The organism is Aliarcobacter cryaerophilus ATCC 43158, assembly GCF_003660105.1.
GTDB lineage: Bacteria > Campylobacterota > Campylobacteria > Campylobacterales > Arcobacteraceae > Aliarcobacter > Aliarcobacter cryaerophilus.
The window spans coordinates 1,813,373-1,828,787 of the sequence record NZ_CP032823.1; the positions used below are offsets into that span (position 1 = coordinate 1,813,373).

Genomic DNA, 15,415 nt, shown 5'->3' on the forward strand with positions numbered 1-15,415 from the left:
AATATTAGCCAAATTTAACTAAAATAGTTTAAAAGGAATGTATTTAAAATGTTTGAAACACTTATTTCTAAACTTCAAGAAGATAAATATTTAACACTTGAAACAACACCTCAGCATGAACCATCAATGCACAATATTGTTGAGAAAATCAAAAAATTTAAAATTGATTCAAAAGTAGATGGTTTTACTTGCACAGATAATCCGCTTGCAAAACTTAAATACAACTCACTTTTTGCTGCATTAAAACTTCAGCAAGAGTTTAAAAAACCAGTAATTGCAACAATGACTATGCGAGATAGAAATAAAATAGCTTTACAATCAGATTTACTTGGTGCAAATGATTTTGACATTAGAGCAATTTTAGCCATAACAGGAGATCCCGCAAATATGAGTGACCAACCAAATAGCAAAGGAGTTTTTGAAGCAAACTCTTTAATGCTTTTAAAGATGATTAAATCTTTTAACTATGGTATGGATTTTGCAGGTCGTCCTTTTAAAATAGAACCTAAACAGATTTTTCCATTTGCAGTTGTAAATGCCTATGCAAAAAACTTTGGGAGCTTAGAGAAAAAAATGCACCTAAAAATTCAAAATGGTGCTGTTGGAATTATTACTCAACCTGTTTTTGATATTGAAAATGTAAAAAAACTATTGGGAAATTTTGAAAATGCAAAAGAAAATGTGGAAGGTGATAAAAGAAAAGCTCAATTAATTCTTGGAGTTTTTCCTATTACAAAACTAAGAACTGCCCTATTTTTATCTGCGCAAGTTCCAGGTATTCATGTACCTCAATTTTGGATAGATGAACTTGAACGTGCTCACAGTATTAGTGAAGAAGAAGAGTACAAAGTAGGAATGCAACTAAGTCGTAATTTATTTCAAGAGATAAATAAAATCCATCCAAAAATTCACCTAATGACTGCAAATAATAAATTTGAAGTTGCAAGTGAGATTTTAGATTGAGATTAGCTTGTATTGACGTTGGGCTAAAACGAATTGGAGTTGCAATTTGTATTATGAGTGATATTGTAACTCCACAAAATGCAATTATTAGAAAAAATAGAAATCAAGCTGCTCTTGAAGTAAATAATTTTTTAAATGAGTGGCAAATAGAAAAACTAATAATTGGACTTCCAAGCTCAAGCATCGATACACAAAATAGAATAAAACACTTTACAAATTTACTAGAGCTAAAAATACCTTATGAATTTCAAGAAGAAAATCTTAGCTCAATTGAAGCAAAAGAGCTTATGAAAGGTGAAGTAAAACAAATAAGAGATGGAAGAATTGATTCTATTGCTGCAAAAATAATTTTAGAAAGATATATAAATTTAAGCAAAAAAACAATAAAATAGTCTAAAAAAAGGAAAACTTATGAATTTTACATTTAATGCCTACTATACACTAATTGCAGCTGTTATAGTTTTACTTATTGGTAAATTTTTAGTAAATAAAATAGAATTCTTAAGAAAATACAATATTCCAGAACCAGTTGCTGGTGGACTTGTAGCAGCTACAATTTCTACTTTAGTATATAATTTTTGGGGATATAGTATAACAACGAGTAGTGAACTTCAAACAAGTTTTATGCTTATATTTTTTATCTCAATTGGTCTTAGTGCAAATTTTACAAAACTAAAAGAGGGTGGAAAATCTCTTTTAATTTTTCTTTTTGTAGTTTCTGGTTTTATTATAATTCAAAACTTTGTAGGAATATCTCTTGCTACAGTTTTGGGAATTGATCCTTTAATTGGTCTAATTGCTGGTTCTATTTCGCTTACAGGAGGGCATGGAACAGCTGGAGCTTGGGGTTCAATTTTAGAAACAAAATATGGAATTGAAGGAGCAATGGGTCTTGGAATGGCAGCTGCAACTTTTGGTCTTGTAATGGGTGGAATTATTGGTGGACCACTAGCAAAATTTTTAATAAATAGATATAAGCTTTCAAGTGAAAAAAATTTAAAACAAGATAATTCTAAAGATGAGAAAGTAATTGATGAGTTTGTTCCCTTTGAGTATCCAAAAGCTGTAAGATTAATAACTACAAATAGTGCAATTTCTACTTTAGCTCTTTTTGCAGCTTGTTTGGCTTTTGCTGATTTTATAACAAATTTAACAAAAGGTTCACCATTTGAACTACCTACTTTCGTTTGGGCATTAGCAGGTGGTGTAATTTTAAGAAATAGCTTAGAAAATATCCTAAAAATTGAGATTTTTGATAGAGCCATTGATGTCTTTGGAAATGCATCTCTATCTTTATATCTAGCAATGGCTTTACTATCTTTAAAACTTTGGCAACTATCAAACCTAGCTGGAGCTTTAACTGTAATTTTAATTTCTCAAGTTATTATTATGATTTTATATGCTTATTTTGTAACTTTTAGAGTAATGGGTAAAAATTATGATGCAAGTATTTTAGCAGCTGGACATTGTGGTTTTGGTTTGGGAGCAACTCCTACAGCAGTTGCAAATATGCAAGCAATTACAAATATGTATGGACCTTCACAGAGAGCATTTTTAATAGTTCCATTATGTGGAGCATTTTTTGTTGACTTAATAAATACTACAGTTATTCAAACCATCTTTAATATTTTTGAGTAATTATTTAAACCTAAAGAACTTTTACAAGCTATTTAGGTTTTTGTTTATTCTTGAAATTACCTCTTCTAAACTACTATATCCAATAGATATATTTACTTTTTGTTTTTTATTTACAAGAATTAAACTAGGGAAAGAGCTACTTAAATTTCTTCCAAATATAAACTCATTTTGAAGTTTTTTATCCAAAGATTTATCTTCAAATAGCTTAGAAAACTCTTCAAAATCAAGATTTAAATCTTCACAAATTAATTTATAAAACTCTAATTTTTTTGTATCTTGTGAATTTGCATAAAATTTTTCTTGAATTTTAGAAAAAAACTCTAAAACTATCTTACTATTATTAAAACTTAAAATTTTTGAAATCAAAACAGCCTTACAAGCTGGTGTTGTATCATAATCAAAATTTAATAAATCAAGTATTTCAAAAGAGAACTTTTTGCCTGTCCTATTTGAAATATTTGTCCATTCTTCTTTTAAAAAGCCTTTGAATCTTTTATCCCATAAAACTTGACCACTAGCTCTTAGTCCTGCAACAATAGTTTGGAATTTTATACCATTTTTAGCACAGTACTCTTGAGTATCTTTTAAAATATCACTCATTCCATAACACCAAGAACACATAGGATCACCAATATAAAATAGTGTTGGTTGTTCTAGCTCCAACTCATCTTTTAAATCAACTTCCTTAACAGAGCAAACTCCTAATTTTTCATCACAAACTATCATATTAATATGTTAAAACTCTCTTTGCATTTATTGTCCACTCGCCTAACAAGTCCAAGCTTCCTCTTGTATCGTCATTTAAATATGGTTCATTTTTATAAGCACCAGACCTTTTAAGACTTGTTCCACAAGCTTTTATACATACACCTAATTCCAAAATTTCTTTTATCATAGAAAACTCCTTTATAAAAATTTTATAACTTCATCTTTATATTTTAATAAAATCTCACTGACTCTTTTTTGCCAAGCAGCTCCAAAAGTTTCAAGTTCCTCTTTTGTTGCAAGCCCTTGAAGTCCTTTTTGCATTAAACTTCCATCAAAACCACTCAAAGAGATATTTGACAAATCATACATAACTTCAACTTTTTCTTGATTATCAACTCTTGTAAATCTCATATCACCTTTTATTGGTGCTTCATATTTAAGTAAATTATTTCTAAAGTATTGTCCTTGAAGTCCCTTAAAGCCATCTTCTTCTTTGGCTCCTGTTATAAATGAAGCTACATTTGCTAAAACTCCAGTTGTTCCAGATTTTTTTGCATCTCTTAGCTCAACTATTATTTCACCACGAACTGGCAAATCATTTTTGTACAACTCTTTTAAAGCCTTTATAGTCATAAGATAAGCTCCAGCAACTGTTGGACATGAATGACCGCTTAGTTTTACAACATCTTTAAAAGTATATACAAAATCCTCATCAACACCCAAAAAATTTCCTAGTTTATCTTTTAAAATAATTGTTTCAATATCTTGAAAAAAATTTATATTCATATAATGTACCTTATTTTGATTTTTATAATTTGATAGAACAAAAATTGTACGGTGGACTTATTAGGAGAGATTTAGGGGCAAGTCCACTCGTACAAGCTCTATGTTAGAGTAAAGAAATTTTAATATATTATTTGGACTGGTTTATTGATTTATATCAAACATTATTTTTTTAAACTATTAACTACAACAGCTACTACAAAATCTCCATCATGTGTGATACTAATACTTGATTTTTTAATTTTAAATCTTTTTCTTAATTTTTTACTATATTTAATCTTTGGAGCATTTTTTTTATCTTTTTTAATTTTTATATCATAAAATGAACAAATCCCTCCAATTCCAGTACCAATAGCTTTACTAGCAGCCTCTTTTGCAGCCCAAAAACCAGCTGCGTTTTGAGCAGATTTTATAAACTCTTTTTCATCTTTAGAAATAAATTTATCATAAAACTTATCACCATATTTCACATGTAACCTTTTTATTCTATCAATACTAACTATATCTATACCTATCATTTAAACCTATCTTTTGTATAATCTTAACCATGAATATCTTTATAAAAAAACTATTATATCTTATCATTATGCTGTTTATTATTAGCCTAATATCATTTATTGCTATAAATTTAGCTCCTAACTCATTTTTTGCAAGTGGAGAGTTAAATCCAAATATAACTCCTGAAGCAATAGAGCAACTAAAAGCTATATATGGTCTTGACAAACCACTATATGTACAATTTTTTTCTTGGGTTTACTCAATTTTACAACTTGATTTTGGAATATCTTTTACAAGTGGAGAGAAAGTAAAAGAGGAGATTTTAAGTAGAATTCCAATAACTTTGACAATAAATATTGTCTCTATGATTTTAATTTTTATAATAAGCCTTTATTTTGGAATTAAATCTGCCATGAAAAAAGACTCAATATTTGATAAATTAACAAACCAACTTTCACTTCTAAGTTTTTCAATGCCATCTTTTTATCTAGCACTTGTGTTGGTTTTAGTTTTTTCCATAAAATTTGAACTTTTTCCAATAGCTGGACTTCATAGTGTACCAGATGATGGAAGTTTAAATTACTATTTAGATTTTGCTTGGCATTTAGCACTTCCTATATTTATAATAGTTTTTGGTGGAATTGGAAGTTTGATTTTATATATAAGAGCATTAACAATTGAGATTTTAAAAAGTGATTATATATTTTTTGCACGAACTAGAGGATTAGATAATAAAAAGATTTTAAGATACTATATTTTGCCAAACTTATATCCACCAGTTATTACACTTTTGGGGCTTTCACTTCCTGGAGTTATTGGTGGAAGTGTAATTTTAGAGACAATATTTTCAATAGATGGAATGGGACTTCTGTTTTATCAAAGTGCTTTAAGTCATGACTATCCAGTAATTATGGGAATACTTATAATTGGAGCATTTTTAACACTTATTGGAAATATGTTTGCTGATTTAGTTTTATTAAAATTAAATCCAAACTACAATGAAAAATAATTAAAATTTTTAAAGGAATATATATTGCAAATAGTTAAAACTATAGAAGAGTTACAAAATATTAGAAAAAATTTAAGTGGTAATATTGGTTTTGTACCAACAATGGGTGCTTTGCATGATGGACATATTTCACTAATAAGAAAAGCTAAAGATGAAAATGAAGTTGTAATCGTATCTATTTTTGTAAATCCAACTCAATTTTTAAAAGGTGAAGATTTAAATAAATATCCACGAAAAGAAGAAGCTGATATAAAAATTTGTCAAATGTGTAAGGTTGATTATCTTTTTATGCCAAAGATTAATACTATATATGAAAAAGATGAAATTTTAATAAAAGCACCACAAAATAGCTATGTACTTGAAGGAAATACAAGACCTGGTCATTTTGATGGTGTTTTACAAGTTGTTTTAAAACTATTTAATCTTACCCTTGCAACAAATGCATACTTTGGGAAAAAAGATGCGCAACAACTATCACTTATACAACAAATGGTAAAAAATCTATTTTTGCCTATAAATATTGTTGCTTGTGATATTGTAAGAGAAAGTAGTGGATTAGCACTTAGTTCAAGAAATGTATATTTAAGTTCTGAACAAAAAGAAGAAGCACTCAAAATCTCAAAATCAATATATATGGCTGGAAACCTAATAGCAAAAGGTGAAAGAGATTCAAAAATAGTAAAAGATAAAATCTATGAAGTTTTAGAAAATCTTGATGTTGAGTATGTAAAAGTCGTAGATAAAAGATTTGAGGAAATAGAAAAAATAGAGCCATCAAATACAATAATTCTAGTTGTTGTTAGATTTGGAAATATAAGGCTTCTTGATAATATTTGGATGTAAATTAATTCTTAAAAAAGGTAGTTTTAACTACCTTTTTAAAAATCTTGCTATCTCTTTATTATTTTTATCAAAAAATATTAAAGTATCTTCTTCTATTTTATAAGTTGTTACTTTATCTAAAACTTCCAAATAATCATGTTCTACACTCATATCAGAACACATCATCATAGTACTACCTACTTTAGAAATATTAATATTGTTTGGTTTTATATCAACTTTTCCAAAAAAACTATTGCAACCTAAATTTCCAAAAACTTTATTCTCTTTTTCAAAATTTATAATAGCAACTTTTTCAACTTTTTTTATATCTTTTTTATTTAAACTCTTAAGTTCCCACTTTGTATTTTTTAAAACTTGATTACTATTTGCTGTCTCTAATCCTTTTGTTGAGCTACAAGAGTTTAAAGCTAAGCCTAAAATAAGTATCAAAATAGTCAAAAAGAAATTTGATTTTTTAAACATATTTTTCTCCTAAATTTTATTTCAAGTTTTATAATACTATTTTTGTACTTATTAATTTATATAAATGCAAAACTTAGCTAAAATCTTTAAAAAATTTATAAACAACGGATAAGATTAGATGAAATTTAGTGAAGAAAAACCAAAGAAAAAACTGCATATGGTAAGCCTTGGATGTACAAAAAATTTAGTTGATAGTGAAGTAATGTTAGGAAAACTAAAAGACTATGAACTAACAGATGATGAAACTCAAGCTGATTTAATAATAGTAAACACTTGTGGATTTATAGATAGTGCAAAAGAAGAGAGTATAAATACAACTTTAAACTTACATAATGAAAGAAAAAAAGATTCTGTTTTGGTTATGGCTGGATGTTTAAGTGAAAGATATAAAGATGATTTACAAAAAGAGCTTACTGAAATAGATATTTTCACAGGCGTTGGAGATTATGACAAAATAGATAGATTAGTTCATGAAAAAAGAAGTAGTTTTTCAAATGAGGTATTTTTAGCAAGCGAAGAAAATGATAGAGTAATAACTGGCTCAAACTATCACGCTTATGTAAAATTAAGTGAAGGTTGTAATCAATCTTGCTCATTTTGTGCTATTCCTTCATTTAAAGGAAAACTTCACTCAAGAACTCTTGAATCTTTAATAAAAGAAGTTAATATTTTAGTAAAAAAAGGCTTCAAAGATTTCTCTTTTGTATCACAAGATTCATCTTCATATTTACGAGATTTAGAACAAAATGATGGATTAGAGCAATTAATTGATGCTGTTGAAAAAATAGATGGAGTAAAGACAGCCCGAATTTTATATCTATATCCAAGTACAACAACACACAATTTAATAGATAAAATTGCTGACTCAAAAGTTTTTGTAAACTATTTTGATATGCCACTTCAACACATATCTTCTAATATGCTAAAAATTATGAAAAGAGGAAAAGGTGCTGAAAAGTTAATTGAACTCATGAACTATATGAAATCAAAACCAAACTCTTTTGTAAGAACAACTTTTATAGCTGGACATCCAGGAGAGAGTGAAGATGATTTTCTTGAACTTTGCAAATATGTAAAAAATTTTGGTTTTGATAGAGGAAATGTTTTTTCATATTCAGATGAAGAAGGAACATCAGCAGAAACTAGAGATGATAAAATTGAGCAAGAGTTAATAGATGAAAGAGCTTCTATTTTAGGAGAAATTATCTCAAAAACCACTCTTAAATCTTTAGAAAATGATATTGGAAAAACTTTTGAAGTTTATGTTGATGGAGAAAGTGATGAACACGAATACCTTTTAAGTGCTAGAAAAACTCTTTGGGCACCCGAAATTGATGGAGAAATTTATATAAATGATAATGAAGGTAACCTTCCAATAGTTTTTGGAGAAATCTATGAAGTAGAAACAACTGAATTAGCTGGTGATAAACTTCTAGCAAAGATTTTAAGAAAAGTATAAAATATATTATGATTTTTGATTTTAGTAAGATAAAAAATAGTAAAAATCTTCTAGCTTTTTCAGGTGGAGTTGATAGTAGCGCTCTTTTTTTCTTACTTTTAAATCACAAAATTGATTTTGATATTGCAATTGTAAATTATAATACAAGAGAACAATCAAAAGATGAAATAGAATATGCTTTAAATTTAGCAAAAAAATATGAAAAAAAAATATTCATTAAAGATATTAAACTAGAAAACAGTTCAAACTTTGAAAAAAATGCAAGAGATATAAGATATAGTTTTTTTGAGCAAATTATAAAAGAAAATTCTTATGAAACTCTCATAACAGCTCACCAACTAAATGACCGCTTAGAGTGGTTTTTAATGCAACTATCAAAAGGTGCTGGACTGGTTGAACTTTTTGGAATAAAAGAGTTTGAAGAAAAAATAGATTACACAATTTTTCGTCCTCTTTTAAATATAAGTAAAGATGAGTTAGAAAAATATTTAAAAGAGAATAAAATAAAATATTTTATAGATAGTTCAAATATAGATGAAAAATACAAAAGAAACTACTTTAGACACAACTTTTCAGATAAATTTTTAAATGAGTTCAAAAGTGGAATTAAAAATAGTTTCTCTTTTTTAGAAAATGATTTAAACTCTTTAAATCTTAAATTAAATCCTATAATAACTCTTGAAGAGTTAGAAGTTTTTGAGAAATTAAAAGATGATAATCTAAATCTTAGAGTTATTGATAAATCTTTAAAAAAAAGAGGTGTTTTATTAAGTAAAAAACAAAGAGATGAGATAATAAAACAAAAAGAGATCACAATCTCACACAAAATAAATATTGCAATTACTAAAAAATATATCCTAATAGCTCCAAAAGTAAAAATGATATTGCCAAAAGAGTTTAAAGAAGTTTGTAGAATTCAAAAAATCCCACAAAATATGAGAGCTTATATTTTTTCTAAAAATATTTTAGAAGAGCTAAAGCTAAGCTTCTAAGATTTAGCTCTTTTTCTTTCCAAATAAAAACTTAAATATCTTTTGAAAGATATTTAGGTTTTTCTCTACAATCTTTTGCTTTATCTCTTTTGAAAGTTCTTCCAAATGAGTAGGCGTATATAGTGGCTTTTTATCACTGAACTCTATTTTCATTTTGTTTATCCAAATAATTTTGTATCTCTTTTATAGCTTCTTCGTTTTTAATATTAAACTTAATCTCAATTCTTCTTGAAGCATCTTTATCTTCAAGCCCTTTTTTATCCAAAATCAAATCAGCAGAACTTCTTCCACTTGAGTTTACAAAAGTGCTTAAAAGTTTTTTATCAAGAATATTTGATTCATATAAAAACTGCATAACAGCTAATGCTCTTTGTTGCGATAATAAAAGATTTGCCAAATATGTTCCATCACTATTTGTATGACCTTCTATAGTTATATTTTCTATATATTTTGATATCTCTTTATCATCTAATAAAAGTGAAAGATAGTTTTTCAAAACACTACTTAACTCTTTTTTTGCTTCCTCTTTTAAAATATAAGAGTTCTGATCAAATAAAATATTTGATGAAAATTTTATAGCTCCACTTTTTTCATCTACATGTATAGATTTACCTAGTTTCTCTTTTAATTTAGCTATAACATTTAGCTTTATTCCTGTTAGAGTTTTTATTTTTAATTTTGCAATATCAAAATCCTCTACCATTTTTTGGTGAATTTGTGTTTGAACTAAAAGTTTATCAGCTAGAAGTTTTAGTTCTTCATCTTTTAAAGCAATCTGATTTGAGCTATCAGATAAAGCCAAATTTAAACTATCATTTTTACTCTTCTCATCTTTGATATTAATATCATACTCAAGTAAAAGAGCTTTTAGTTTTTCAACTTCTTTGTTACTTAAAACTATTTTTTGGTTTGCATCTTTTAAATCTTCCAAACTTTTTTCATACATATTTTTTGTTTTTGCTAACTCATAAAAAAGCTTTGATTTTGCATCTTCACTATCTTCAAGACTATGTTGAGTGTATAGATATTTTATAACTATTAATGCAATTACCAAAATAAATACAAAAAGCAATCCAGCCATCAAATCAGCATAAGAAATCCAAAAGTTTTCCTCTTGATTTTTATTTTTTTCATCTTTTTTATACATCATTTTCTACTTTGATAAATCTTTAAAAATAGTCAAATCTTTTACTATATTTGCTGTTTGTAAATCTATTTGTCTCAAAGACTCTTTTAATCCCTCTTCAAATTTCCACTCTATTTTTTCCATATCACTTTTCATAGTTTCAATACTTTTTACAATATTTGTATATATTGCTTTTAGATTTTCACTACTTAAATTATTCATATGAGAATTTAGCTCAAGAATATTTTTATTTAAATTATCTGAAACATCTTTAAAAATCATTGTTTGTGAGTTTGATTGTAGAGATAACTTTTCAACAGCAATTGCCAGTTTTTCAAAATTTACAATATTTTCATCAATTCTTAGAGACAACATATACTCTTTTTGAAGTAATTCATCAAGGCTTTTTGCTCTTTGTTCTATTGATTTATTTATATCTTGCATAGCTTGACTAGATGTTAACTCTTCAAAAATTTTACTCATACTAGAAAAATTATCTATATTACTTTTTATATTAATTGACTCAATATCTATTTTTGTCCAAAAAAAGTTTTTTGTACTCTCTTTTATAATATAACTATCGTGATGAAATCTACTAAGTCCAAATTTCTCAAAAAATATCCACCAAATAGATAAAAATATTCCATAAATTGAAACATAAAAAGCTGTTCCAACTCCACTTAAGAGTTTTGTAATTTCACTATCAAGTGCAACAATATTGTTTGATGTAAAATCAGGCATAGATAAAGCTATAGATATAAAAGTTCCCAAAATTCCTAAAGTTGGAAAAATCCCACTTGCAATACTTGAAAAATTACTATTTCTTAAATTGCTTGTGTAGTCTTGTAAAAAATCATCAACACTTCCATTTGCTTTTGAAGTTTGAGCAATTGTTAAAAGATTATTATTTATATAAGCAAGTAAAGCTATTTGCAAATCTGCATATAAAGTTCTAAACTTACAAGCTACAAAATAAGCATTGTGTCTAATAAAAAATAGATATATAAAATATATTGAGCCAATCAAAATAACGCTATGTATCTCAACTTTTAGTGGTAAAATTCCAAAATAACATAAAATAACCAAAATAAATAATAAAGTAGGTACAGTAAGTAGTGTGAAAATTCTTGAAAGTGGTTTACAATTTGTATAAAATTTTGAGTTTAACTCAAATAAATCTTCCTCTTTAAACATAATATTTCCTTCAAATTTTTAAAATAACCTCCATTTTATCTAAATTTAGTAAAATAGCAAAAAAAAGTTTAGGGATTTATATGAAAAAAAGTCTGTTTTTGATTTTGATTTTACCTTTTTGTTTATTTGCAAATGAGAAAAAATATACTGTTTCAGTTTGTACAACTTCAAATTTAGAAAATGCTCTTGTATGTAAAAAAAGAATTTATGACAATACTATTGGAGAAGTTTTCATAGTAAAACAAAATCAAAAATACTATACATACTTAAATACTTACGATGACAAAGAAATAGCAAAAGTTACTATACAAAATGCTTCTAAATATGTAAAAGAGCAAAAACCTTATATAAAAGAGATTGATATAAAAATCGTAAATCAAATTGATAAAAGAAAACTTTTTATAGATATGGACAAGCAAACTAGTTTTGATAATAAAGAAAATAACTCTTCAAACCAAAATATACAAAAAGAAAAAAAAGAGCTTGAAAGTACAAAACCTCAAGCTGTGAATATTCCATTGGTTTCTATGATACCTGAAAATGTTGAAATTATCGGACTTTTACCTTATGACAATCAAGATATAAAAAATGAGACAAATATCAAAAATGAAAACAACTCTGAAACTAAAATAGAGTATGAGCTAAAAAGTGAATTAGATTTTGGAAATCAATCTTCAAATGATATTTTAAGCCAAGAAGATGAAGAAGAACTTTTACAAACAAGTCTAAATGAGTTTGATGAACAAATTCAAAAAGATTCAAAAAATAATCAAACTTTTACAAAATCTTATGAAAAAAAAGTTTCAAAATCAAATTCACAAAAAGAACAAATAAAAAATCTACATAGCTACGATGAGTTAATAATAAAAGTAAATTCAAAAACAAATATTATGGAACTTTATGCAAAAAATGGTCAAAATGAACAAAAAATAAAAAGCTACATTGTTTCAACAGGAAAAGATAGTATAAAAAAACCATTAGGAGTTGGAAGAATTTCACAAATTTCACTAAATCCAGTTTGGTATCCAACACAAGATACTAAAAAAAGCTTTGCAAAAAAAGGAATAATATTACCAAATGTTGTACCACCAAATCATAAATACAACTATATGGGAATGGCAAAATTAAATCTAACTCATAGTGTTGATGGAAATACAACTTATAGAATTCATGGAACTTTAAATGAAAAAACTCTAGGAAGTAACGAAAGTGCTGGATGTATTAGAATGAGAAACAACGATGTTGTAGAACTAGCAATTTTACTAGAAGAGTTTGCCCAAATTAAAACTCTAAACAAAATAAAGGTGGTTTTAATCTAAAACTACCTTTTACTTCTTTTCAAACTTCTTCTTTTGTACCTTTGATACTTCTTTTTTAGATAATTTTTAAAACTCTCTGGATATGCCCTATTTTTTGGAATATTATTTACTATAAATGCAATTAAAAATAGAATTAAAGCCCCACTAAAAACTGGAATTAAAATATAAAAAAATTCAAGCTCATGTATTTGTTCACTTCCAATAACTGCGATTAATGAAGTCGCACCTCCAGGAGGATGCAAAGTTAGAGTTAATTGCATAATTAATATTGATGTTGAAACAGCAATTGCTGAAGCTAAAAATAGATTCGAAGAAAAAAACTTATATGAAAGAACTCCTACAATAGCAGATAATAAATGTCCTCCTATTAAATTTCTAGGCTGAGATAAAGGAGAATTAGGAACTCCATAAATCAAAACAGCACTTGCCCCAAACGAACCAACAACCAATGTTAAATCTTTATCATCTAAAAAATCCATGTGAAAATATGAAATTGCCATAATCCCTAAAAAAGAACCTATCCAAGCCCAAAACATATTTGATTTATCAATATTTTCTAAACTTATTTTTCTAAACTCTTTATTAAAAAAATTCATTTTTTATACCTTTTTTTTAAAAGTTTATATTAATAAATTTTTTTCTTAATTTATATGATTTATATCAAAAAAGATTCTATTTGGTATAATAAAAACTATTTTTTAAAAAATGAGGTAATTTTTATGGGTATTTTAGAAGATTTAATAAAAAGAGCAGAAAATAGTTGCGAACTTTGCAAAAGTTTAGAAGATTTAGAGATTTTTGAAGTATCTCCAAGCGATGGAACAGCTGAACAATCAGCACTTTTATGTCCAAAATGTAAATCTCAATTTGAACAAAATTGTAACCTTGACCCAAATCACTGGTATTGTCTAAGTGAAGCTATGTGGAGTGAAACTGCTGCTATTAAAGTTTTGTCGTATAGAATGTTAAAGAAACTAGACAACCAAGAGCTTTTGGATATGGTTTATTTAGATGATGAAACTTTAAATTGGGCAAATAAAGGTTTAGAAGATTTTAACAACAGTGTTGTACAAAAAGATTGTAATGGAGTAGTTTTAAGTGCTGGAGATACAGTTACTATTATAAAAGACCTTGAAGTAAAAGGTGCTGGATTTACTGCAAAAAGAGGAACTGCTGTTAGAAATATCTCATTAGGAAGTGAAGAAGGACAAATAGAAGGTCGTGTAAATGGTGTTAAAATAGTTATTCTAACTCAATTTGTAAAAAAATCTTAAAGGTAACCAAATTGTAACCAACCGAAACTAAACTTCCAAATATCAAATTATTAGGAAGTAAAATGAGTTTCAAAAAAACATCTATGGCTTTAATAGCAAGTACACTTTTAGTTACAACTTTAAGTGCAAGAGATCAAATCAAAATAGTTGGTTCATCAACAGTTTATCCTTTTTCATCTTCAGTTGCTGAAGAGTTTGGTGCTACAACATCTTTTCCAACACCAGTTGTTGAATCAACAGGAACAGGTGGAGGAATAAAACTATTTTGTGCTGGAGTTGATATAAATACTCCTGATATTGCAAATGCTTCAAGAGCTATGAAAGCAAGTGAATTTAAAATGTGTCAAGAAAATGGTGTTACAGATATAACTGAAGCATTAATTGGTTTTGATGGAATTGCTATTGCACAAAGTTCAAAAGTACAAGGTTTTAATGTAACAAAAGAGCAATTAGCACTAGCTGTTGCAAAAGAAGTTCCAGCAGCTGATGGAAAATCACTTATTGCAAACCCTTACAAAAAATGGTCAGATATTAGTAATAATTTACCAAATAGAGAAATCATTGTTTATGGTCCACCAAAATCATCAGGAACTAGAGACTCTTTTGAAGAGTTAGTACTTCAATCTGTATTTGAGAAAAAAGCAGCTTATACAGATTTATTTAAAAAAGATGAAGTTGCAAATAAAAAATATAAAGCATATTCTGAAATTAGAACAGATGGTGCTTATGTTGAAAGTGGTGAAAATGATAATTTAATAGTACAAAAGCTTACAAAAAATGAAGCTGCTGTTGGTATTTTTGGATATTCATTTTTAGCTGAAAATAAAGATAAAGTTGTTGGATTAAGTATTGATAATGTTTTCCCAACAGTTGAAACTATTGCGAATAGTTCATACCCAGTTGCAAGATCTATGTATTTTTATATAAAAAATCAACACTCAAAAGATGTTCCAGCTTTAAATCAATTTAATAAACTTTTTGTATCTGAAAAAATGATTGGAAAAGATGGAGTTTTAACAGAGTTAGGACTTATTCCATTAACTGATGACACAAGAACAAGAGCTAGAGCAAAAGTTTTAAATAGCGAAAAATTAAAAGCAGAAGATTTAAAACACTAACAATAAAATAAAAGGAGCTTAAAGCTCCT

19 protein-coding genes are annotated in these 15,415 nt (G+C 27.0%); 10 read left to right on the forward strand and 9 right to left on the reverse strand.

Annotation, left to right across the window (positions count from 1 at the left end):
* The first annotated feature begins 48 nt into the window (after positions 1-48).
* Genes ACRYA_RS09210 through gltS form a run of 3 tightly spaced genes read left to right on the forward strand, consistent with a single transcriptional unit; the run spans position 49 to position 2,601 of the window.
* Positions 49-963, forward strand: coding sequence for a methylenetetrahydrofolate reductase (locus ACRYA_RS09210; protein ID WP_105916902.1), 915 nt, complete (start codon positions 49-51; stop codon positions 961-963).
* On the forward strand, positions 960-1,355 hold the full coding sequence (ruvX, locus tag ACRYA_RS09215; RefSeq protein ID WP_105916903.1) for a Holliday junction resolvase RuvX: 396 nt from the start codon (positions 960-962) through the stop codon (positions 1,353-1,355). The genes ACRYA_RS09210 and ruvX overlap by 4 nt, the downstream gene beginning before the upstream one ends.
* Positions 1,356-1,374: 19 nt before the next feature.
* Positions 1,375-2,601, forward strand: coding sequence for a sodium/glutamate symporter (gene gltS / locus ACRYA_RS09220; RefSeq protein WP_105916904.1), 1,227 nt, complete (start codon positions 1,375-1,377; stop codon positions 2,599-2,601).
* A gap of 21 nt (positions 2,602-2,622) precedes the next feature.
* On the opposite strand, the gene ACRYA_RS09225 is transcribed toward gltS, so the two are convergent.
* The 4 genes from ACRYA_RS09225 to acpS all read right to left on the reverse strand — a co-directional run bounded on the left by ACRYA_RS09225 (position 2,623) and on the right by acpS (position 4,610).
* Complete coding sequence (locus ACRYA_RS09225) at positions 2,623-3,327, reverse strand: DsbA family protein (RefSeq protein WP_105916905.1); 705 nt, start codon at positions 3,325-3,327, stop codon at positions 2,623-2,625.
* 1 nt (position 3,328) lies between these two features.
* Positions 3,329-3,496, reverse strand: coding sequence for a DsrE family protein (locus ACRYA_RS10785; protein WP_165786074.1), 168 nt, complete (start codon positions 3,494-3,496; stop codon positions 3,329-3,331).
* Between the two features lie 11 nt (positions 3,497-3,507).
* The gene (locus ACRYA_RS09230) at positions 3,508-4,095 is read right to left on the reverse strand and encodes a hypothetical protein (protein WP_105916906.1); all 588 of its coding nucleotides are present in this window, start codon (positions 4,093-4,095) and stop codon (positions 3,508-3,510) included.
* Positions 4,096-4,256: 161 nt separating this feature from the next.
* Positions 4,257-4,610 carry a holo-ACP synthase gene (acpS, locus tag ACRYA_RS09235; RefSeq protein ID WP_105916907.1) on the reverse strand — a complete coding sequence of 118 codons (354 nt, stop codon included), beginning with the start codon at positions 4,608-4,610 and terminating at the stop codon, positions 4,257-4,259.
* 29 nt (positions 4,611-4,639) lie between these two features.
* Between acpS and ACRYA_RS09240 the strand changes: the two genes are divergently transcribed.
* Together ACRYA_RS09240 and panC are read left to right on the forward strand one after the other, a co-directional pair.
* A complete protein-coding gene (locus ACRYA_RS09240) occupies positions 4,640-5,599 on the forward strand; it encodes an ABC transporter permease (RefSeq protein WP_105916908.1) in 960 nt (319 codons plus the stop codon).
* A gap of 24 nt (positions 5,600-5,623) precedes the next feature.
* The gene (gene panC / locus ACRYA_RS09245; RefSeq protein WP_105916909.1) at positions 5,624-6,442 is read left to right on the forward strand and encodes a pantoate--beta-alanine ligase; all 819 of its coding nucleotides are present in this window, start codon (positions 5,624-5,626) and stop codon (positions 6,440-6,442) included.
* A 27-nt stretch (positions 6,443-6,469) separates the two neighbouring features.
* On the opposite strand, the gene ACRYA_RS09250 is transcribed toward panC, so the two are convergent.
* Complete coding sequence (locus ACRYA_RS09250) at positions 6,470-6,904, reverse strand: META domain-containing protein (RefSeq protein ID WP_105916910.1); 435 nt, start codon at positions 6,902-6,904, stop codon at positions 6,470-6,472.
* 118 nt (positions 6,905-7,022) lie between these two features.
* Between ACRYA_RS09250 and rimO the strand changes: the two genes are divergently transcribed.
* Together rimO and tilS are read left to right on the forward strand one after the other, a co-directional pair.
* Entirely contained in the window at positions 7,023-8,363 is a 1,341-nt protein-coding gene (gene rimO, locus ACRYA_RS09255) for a 30S ribosomal protein S12 methylthiotransferase RimO (protein WP_105916911.1), read from the forward strand.
* A gap of 8 nt (positions 8,364-8,371) precedes the next feature.
* Entirely contained in the window at positions 8,372-9,355 is a 984-nt protein-coding gene (gene tilS / locus ACRYA_RS09260; protein ID WP_105916912.1) for a tRNA lysidine(34) synthetase TilS, read from the forward strand.
* A 3-nt stretch (positions 9,356-9,358) separates the two neighbouring features.
* On the opposite strand, the gene ACRYA_RS10790 is transcribed toward tilS, so the two are convergent.
* From ACRYA_RS10790 to ACRYA_RS09270, 3 genes are read right to left on the reverse strand one after another with little or no spacing between them, the layout of a single operon-like run.
* A complete protein-coding gene (locus tag ACRYA_RS10790; RefSeq protein ID WP_164699611.1) occupies positions 9,359-9,508 on the reverse strand; it encodes a hypothetical protein in 150 nt (49 codons plus the stop codon).
* A complete protein-coding gene (locus ACRYA_RS09265) occupies positions 9,489-10,505 on the reverse strand; it encodes an OmpA family protein (RefSeq protein ID WP_228199747.1) in 1,017 nt (338 codons plus the stop codon). The genes ACRYA_RS10790 and ACRYA_RS09265 overlap by 20 nt, the downstream gene beginning before the upstream one ends.
* 3 nt (positions 10,506-10,508) lie before the next feature.
* The gene (locus ACRYA_RS09270) at positions 10,509-11,675 is read right to left on the reverse strand and encodes a MotA/TolQ/ExbB proton channel family protein (protein WP_105916913.1); all 1,167 of its coding nucleotides are present in this window, start codon (positions 11,673-11,675) and stop codon (positions 10,509-10,511) included.
* An 80-nt stretch (positions 11,676-11,755) separates the two neighbouring features.
* On the opposite strand from ACRYA_RS09270, the gene ACRYA_RS09275 reads away from it, so the two are divergent.
* Positions 11,756-12,994, forward strand: a complete 1,239-nt coding sequence (locus ACRYA_RS09275; protein ID WP_105916914.1) for a L,D-transpeptidase — start codon at positions 11,756-11,758, stop codon at positions 12,992-12,994.
* A gap of 2 nt (positions 12,995-12,996) precedes the next feature.
* On the opposite strand, the gene ACRYA_RS09280 is transcribed toward ACRYA_RS09275, so the two are convergent.
* Positions 12,997-13,590, reverse strand: a complete 594-nt coding sequence (locus ACRYA_RS09280) for an HPP family protein (RefSeq protein ID WP_105916915.1) — start codon at positions 13,588-13,590, stop codon at positions 12,997-12,999.
* Positions 13,591-13,713: 123 nt separating this feature from the next.
* Here ACRYA_RS09280 and ACRYA_RS09285 point away from each other — a divergent pair, with 123 nt between their 5' ends.
* Entirely contained in the window at positions 13,714-14,268 is a 555-nt protein-coding gene (locus tag ACRYA_RS09285) for a PhnA domain-containing protein (RefSeq protein ID WP_105916997.1), read from the forward strand.
* A gap of 62 nt (positions 14,269-14,330) precedes the next feature.
* Positions 14,331-15,386, forward strand: coding sequence for a substrate-binding domain-containing protein (locus tag ACRYA_RS09290; RefSeq protein WP_105916916.1), 1,056 nt, complete (start codon positions 14,331-14,333; stop codon positions 15,384-15,386).
* The last annotated feature ends 29 nt before the right edge of the window (positions 15,387-15,415 follow it).

What these genes read in the sequence shown, in the direction of transcription:
- ACRYA_RS10790 (WP_164699611.1), bottom strand. Translation starts at nt 9,508, where the DNA reads ATGAAAATAGAGTTCAGTGATAAAAAGCCACTATATACGCCTACTCAT.
- ACRYA_RS09275 (WP_105916914.1), top strand. Translation starts at nt 11,756, where the DNA reads ATGAAAAAAAGTCTGTTTTTGATTTTGATTTTACCTTTTTGTTTATTT.
- ACRYA_RS09210 (WP_105916902.1), top strand. Translation starts at nt 49, where the DNA reads ATGTTTGAAACACTTATTTCTAAACTTCAAGAAGATAAATATTTAACA.
- ACRYA_RS09225 (WP_105916905.1), bottom strand. Translation starts at nt 3,327, where the DNA reads ATGATAGTTTGTGATGAAAAATTAGGAGTTTGCTCTGTTAAGGAAGTT.
- ACRYA_RS09265 (WP_228199747.1), bottom strand. Translation starts at nt 10,505, where the DNA reads ATGATGTATAAAAAAGATGAAAAAAATAAAAATCAAGAGGAAAACTTT.
- ACRYA_RS09240 (WP_105916908.1), top strand. Translation starts at nt 4,640, where the DNA reads ATGAATATCTTTATAAAAAAACTATTATATCTTATCATTATGCTGTTT.
- ACRYA_RS09285 (WP_105916997.1), top strand. Translation starts at nt 13,714, where the DNA reads ATGGGTATTTTAGAAGATTTAATAAAAAGAGCAGAAAATAGTTGCGAA.
- ACRYA_RS09270 (WP_105916913.1), bottom strand. Translation starts at nt 11,675, where the DNA reads ATGTTTAAAGAGGAAGATTTATTTGAGTTAAACTCAAAATTTTATACA.
- acpS (WP_105916907.1), bottom strand. Translation starts at nt 4,610, where the DNA reads ATGATAGGTATAGATATAGTTAGTATTGATAGAATAAAAAGGTTACAT.
- rimO (WP_105916911.1), top strand. Translation starts at nt 7,023, where the DNA reads ATGAAATTTAGTGAAGAAAAACCAAAGAAAAAACTGCATATGGTAAGC.
- ACRYA_RS09250 (WP_105916910.1), bottom strand. Translation starts at nt 6,904, where the DNA reads ATGTTTAAAAAATCAAATTTCTTTTTGACTATTTTGATACTTATTTTA.
- ACRYA_RS09280 (WP_105916915.1), bottom strand. Translation starts at nt 13,590, where the DNA reads ATGAATTTTTTTAATAAAGAGTTTAGAAAAATAAGTTTAGAAAATATT.
- gltS (WP_105916904.1), top strand. Translation starts at nt 1,375, where the DNA reads ATGAATTTTACATTTAATGCCTACTATACACTAATTGCAGCTGTTATA.
- ACRYA_RS09230 (WP_105916906.1), bottom strand. Translation starts at nt 4,095, where the DNA reads ATGAATATAAATTTTTTTCAAGATATTGAAACAATTATTTTAAAAGAT.
- tilS (WP_105916912.1), top strand. Translation starts at nt 8,372, where the DNA reads ATGATTTTTGATTTTAGTAAGATAAAAAATAGTAAAAATCTTCTAGCT.
- ACRYA_RS09290 (WP_105916916.1), top strand. Translation starts at nt 14,331, where the DNA reads ATGAGTTTCAAAAAAACATCTATGGCTTTAATAGCAAGTACACTTTTA.
- ACRYA_RS10785 (WP_165786074.1), bottom strand. Translation starts at nt 3,496, where the DNA reads ATGATAAAAGAAATTTTGGAATTAGGTGTATGTATAAAAGCTTGTGGA.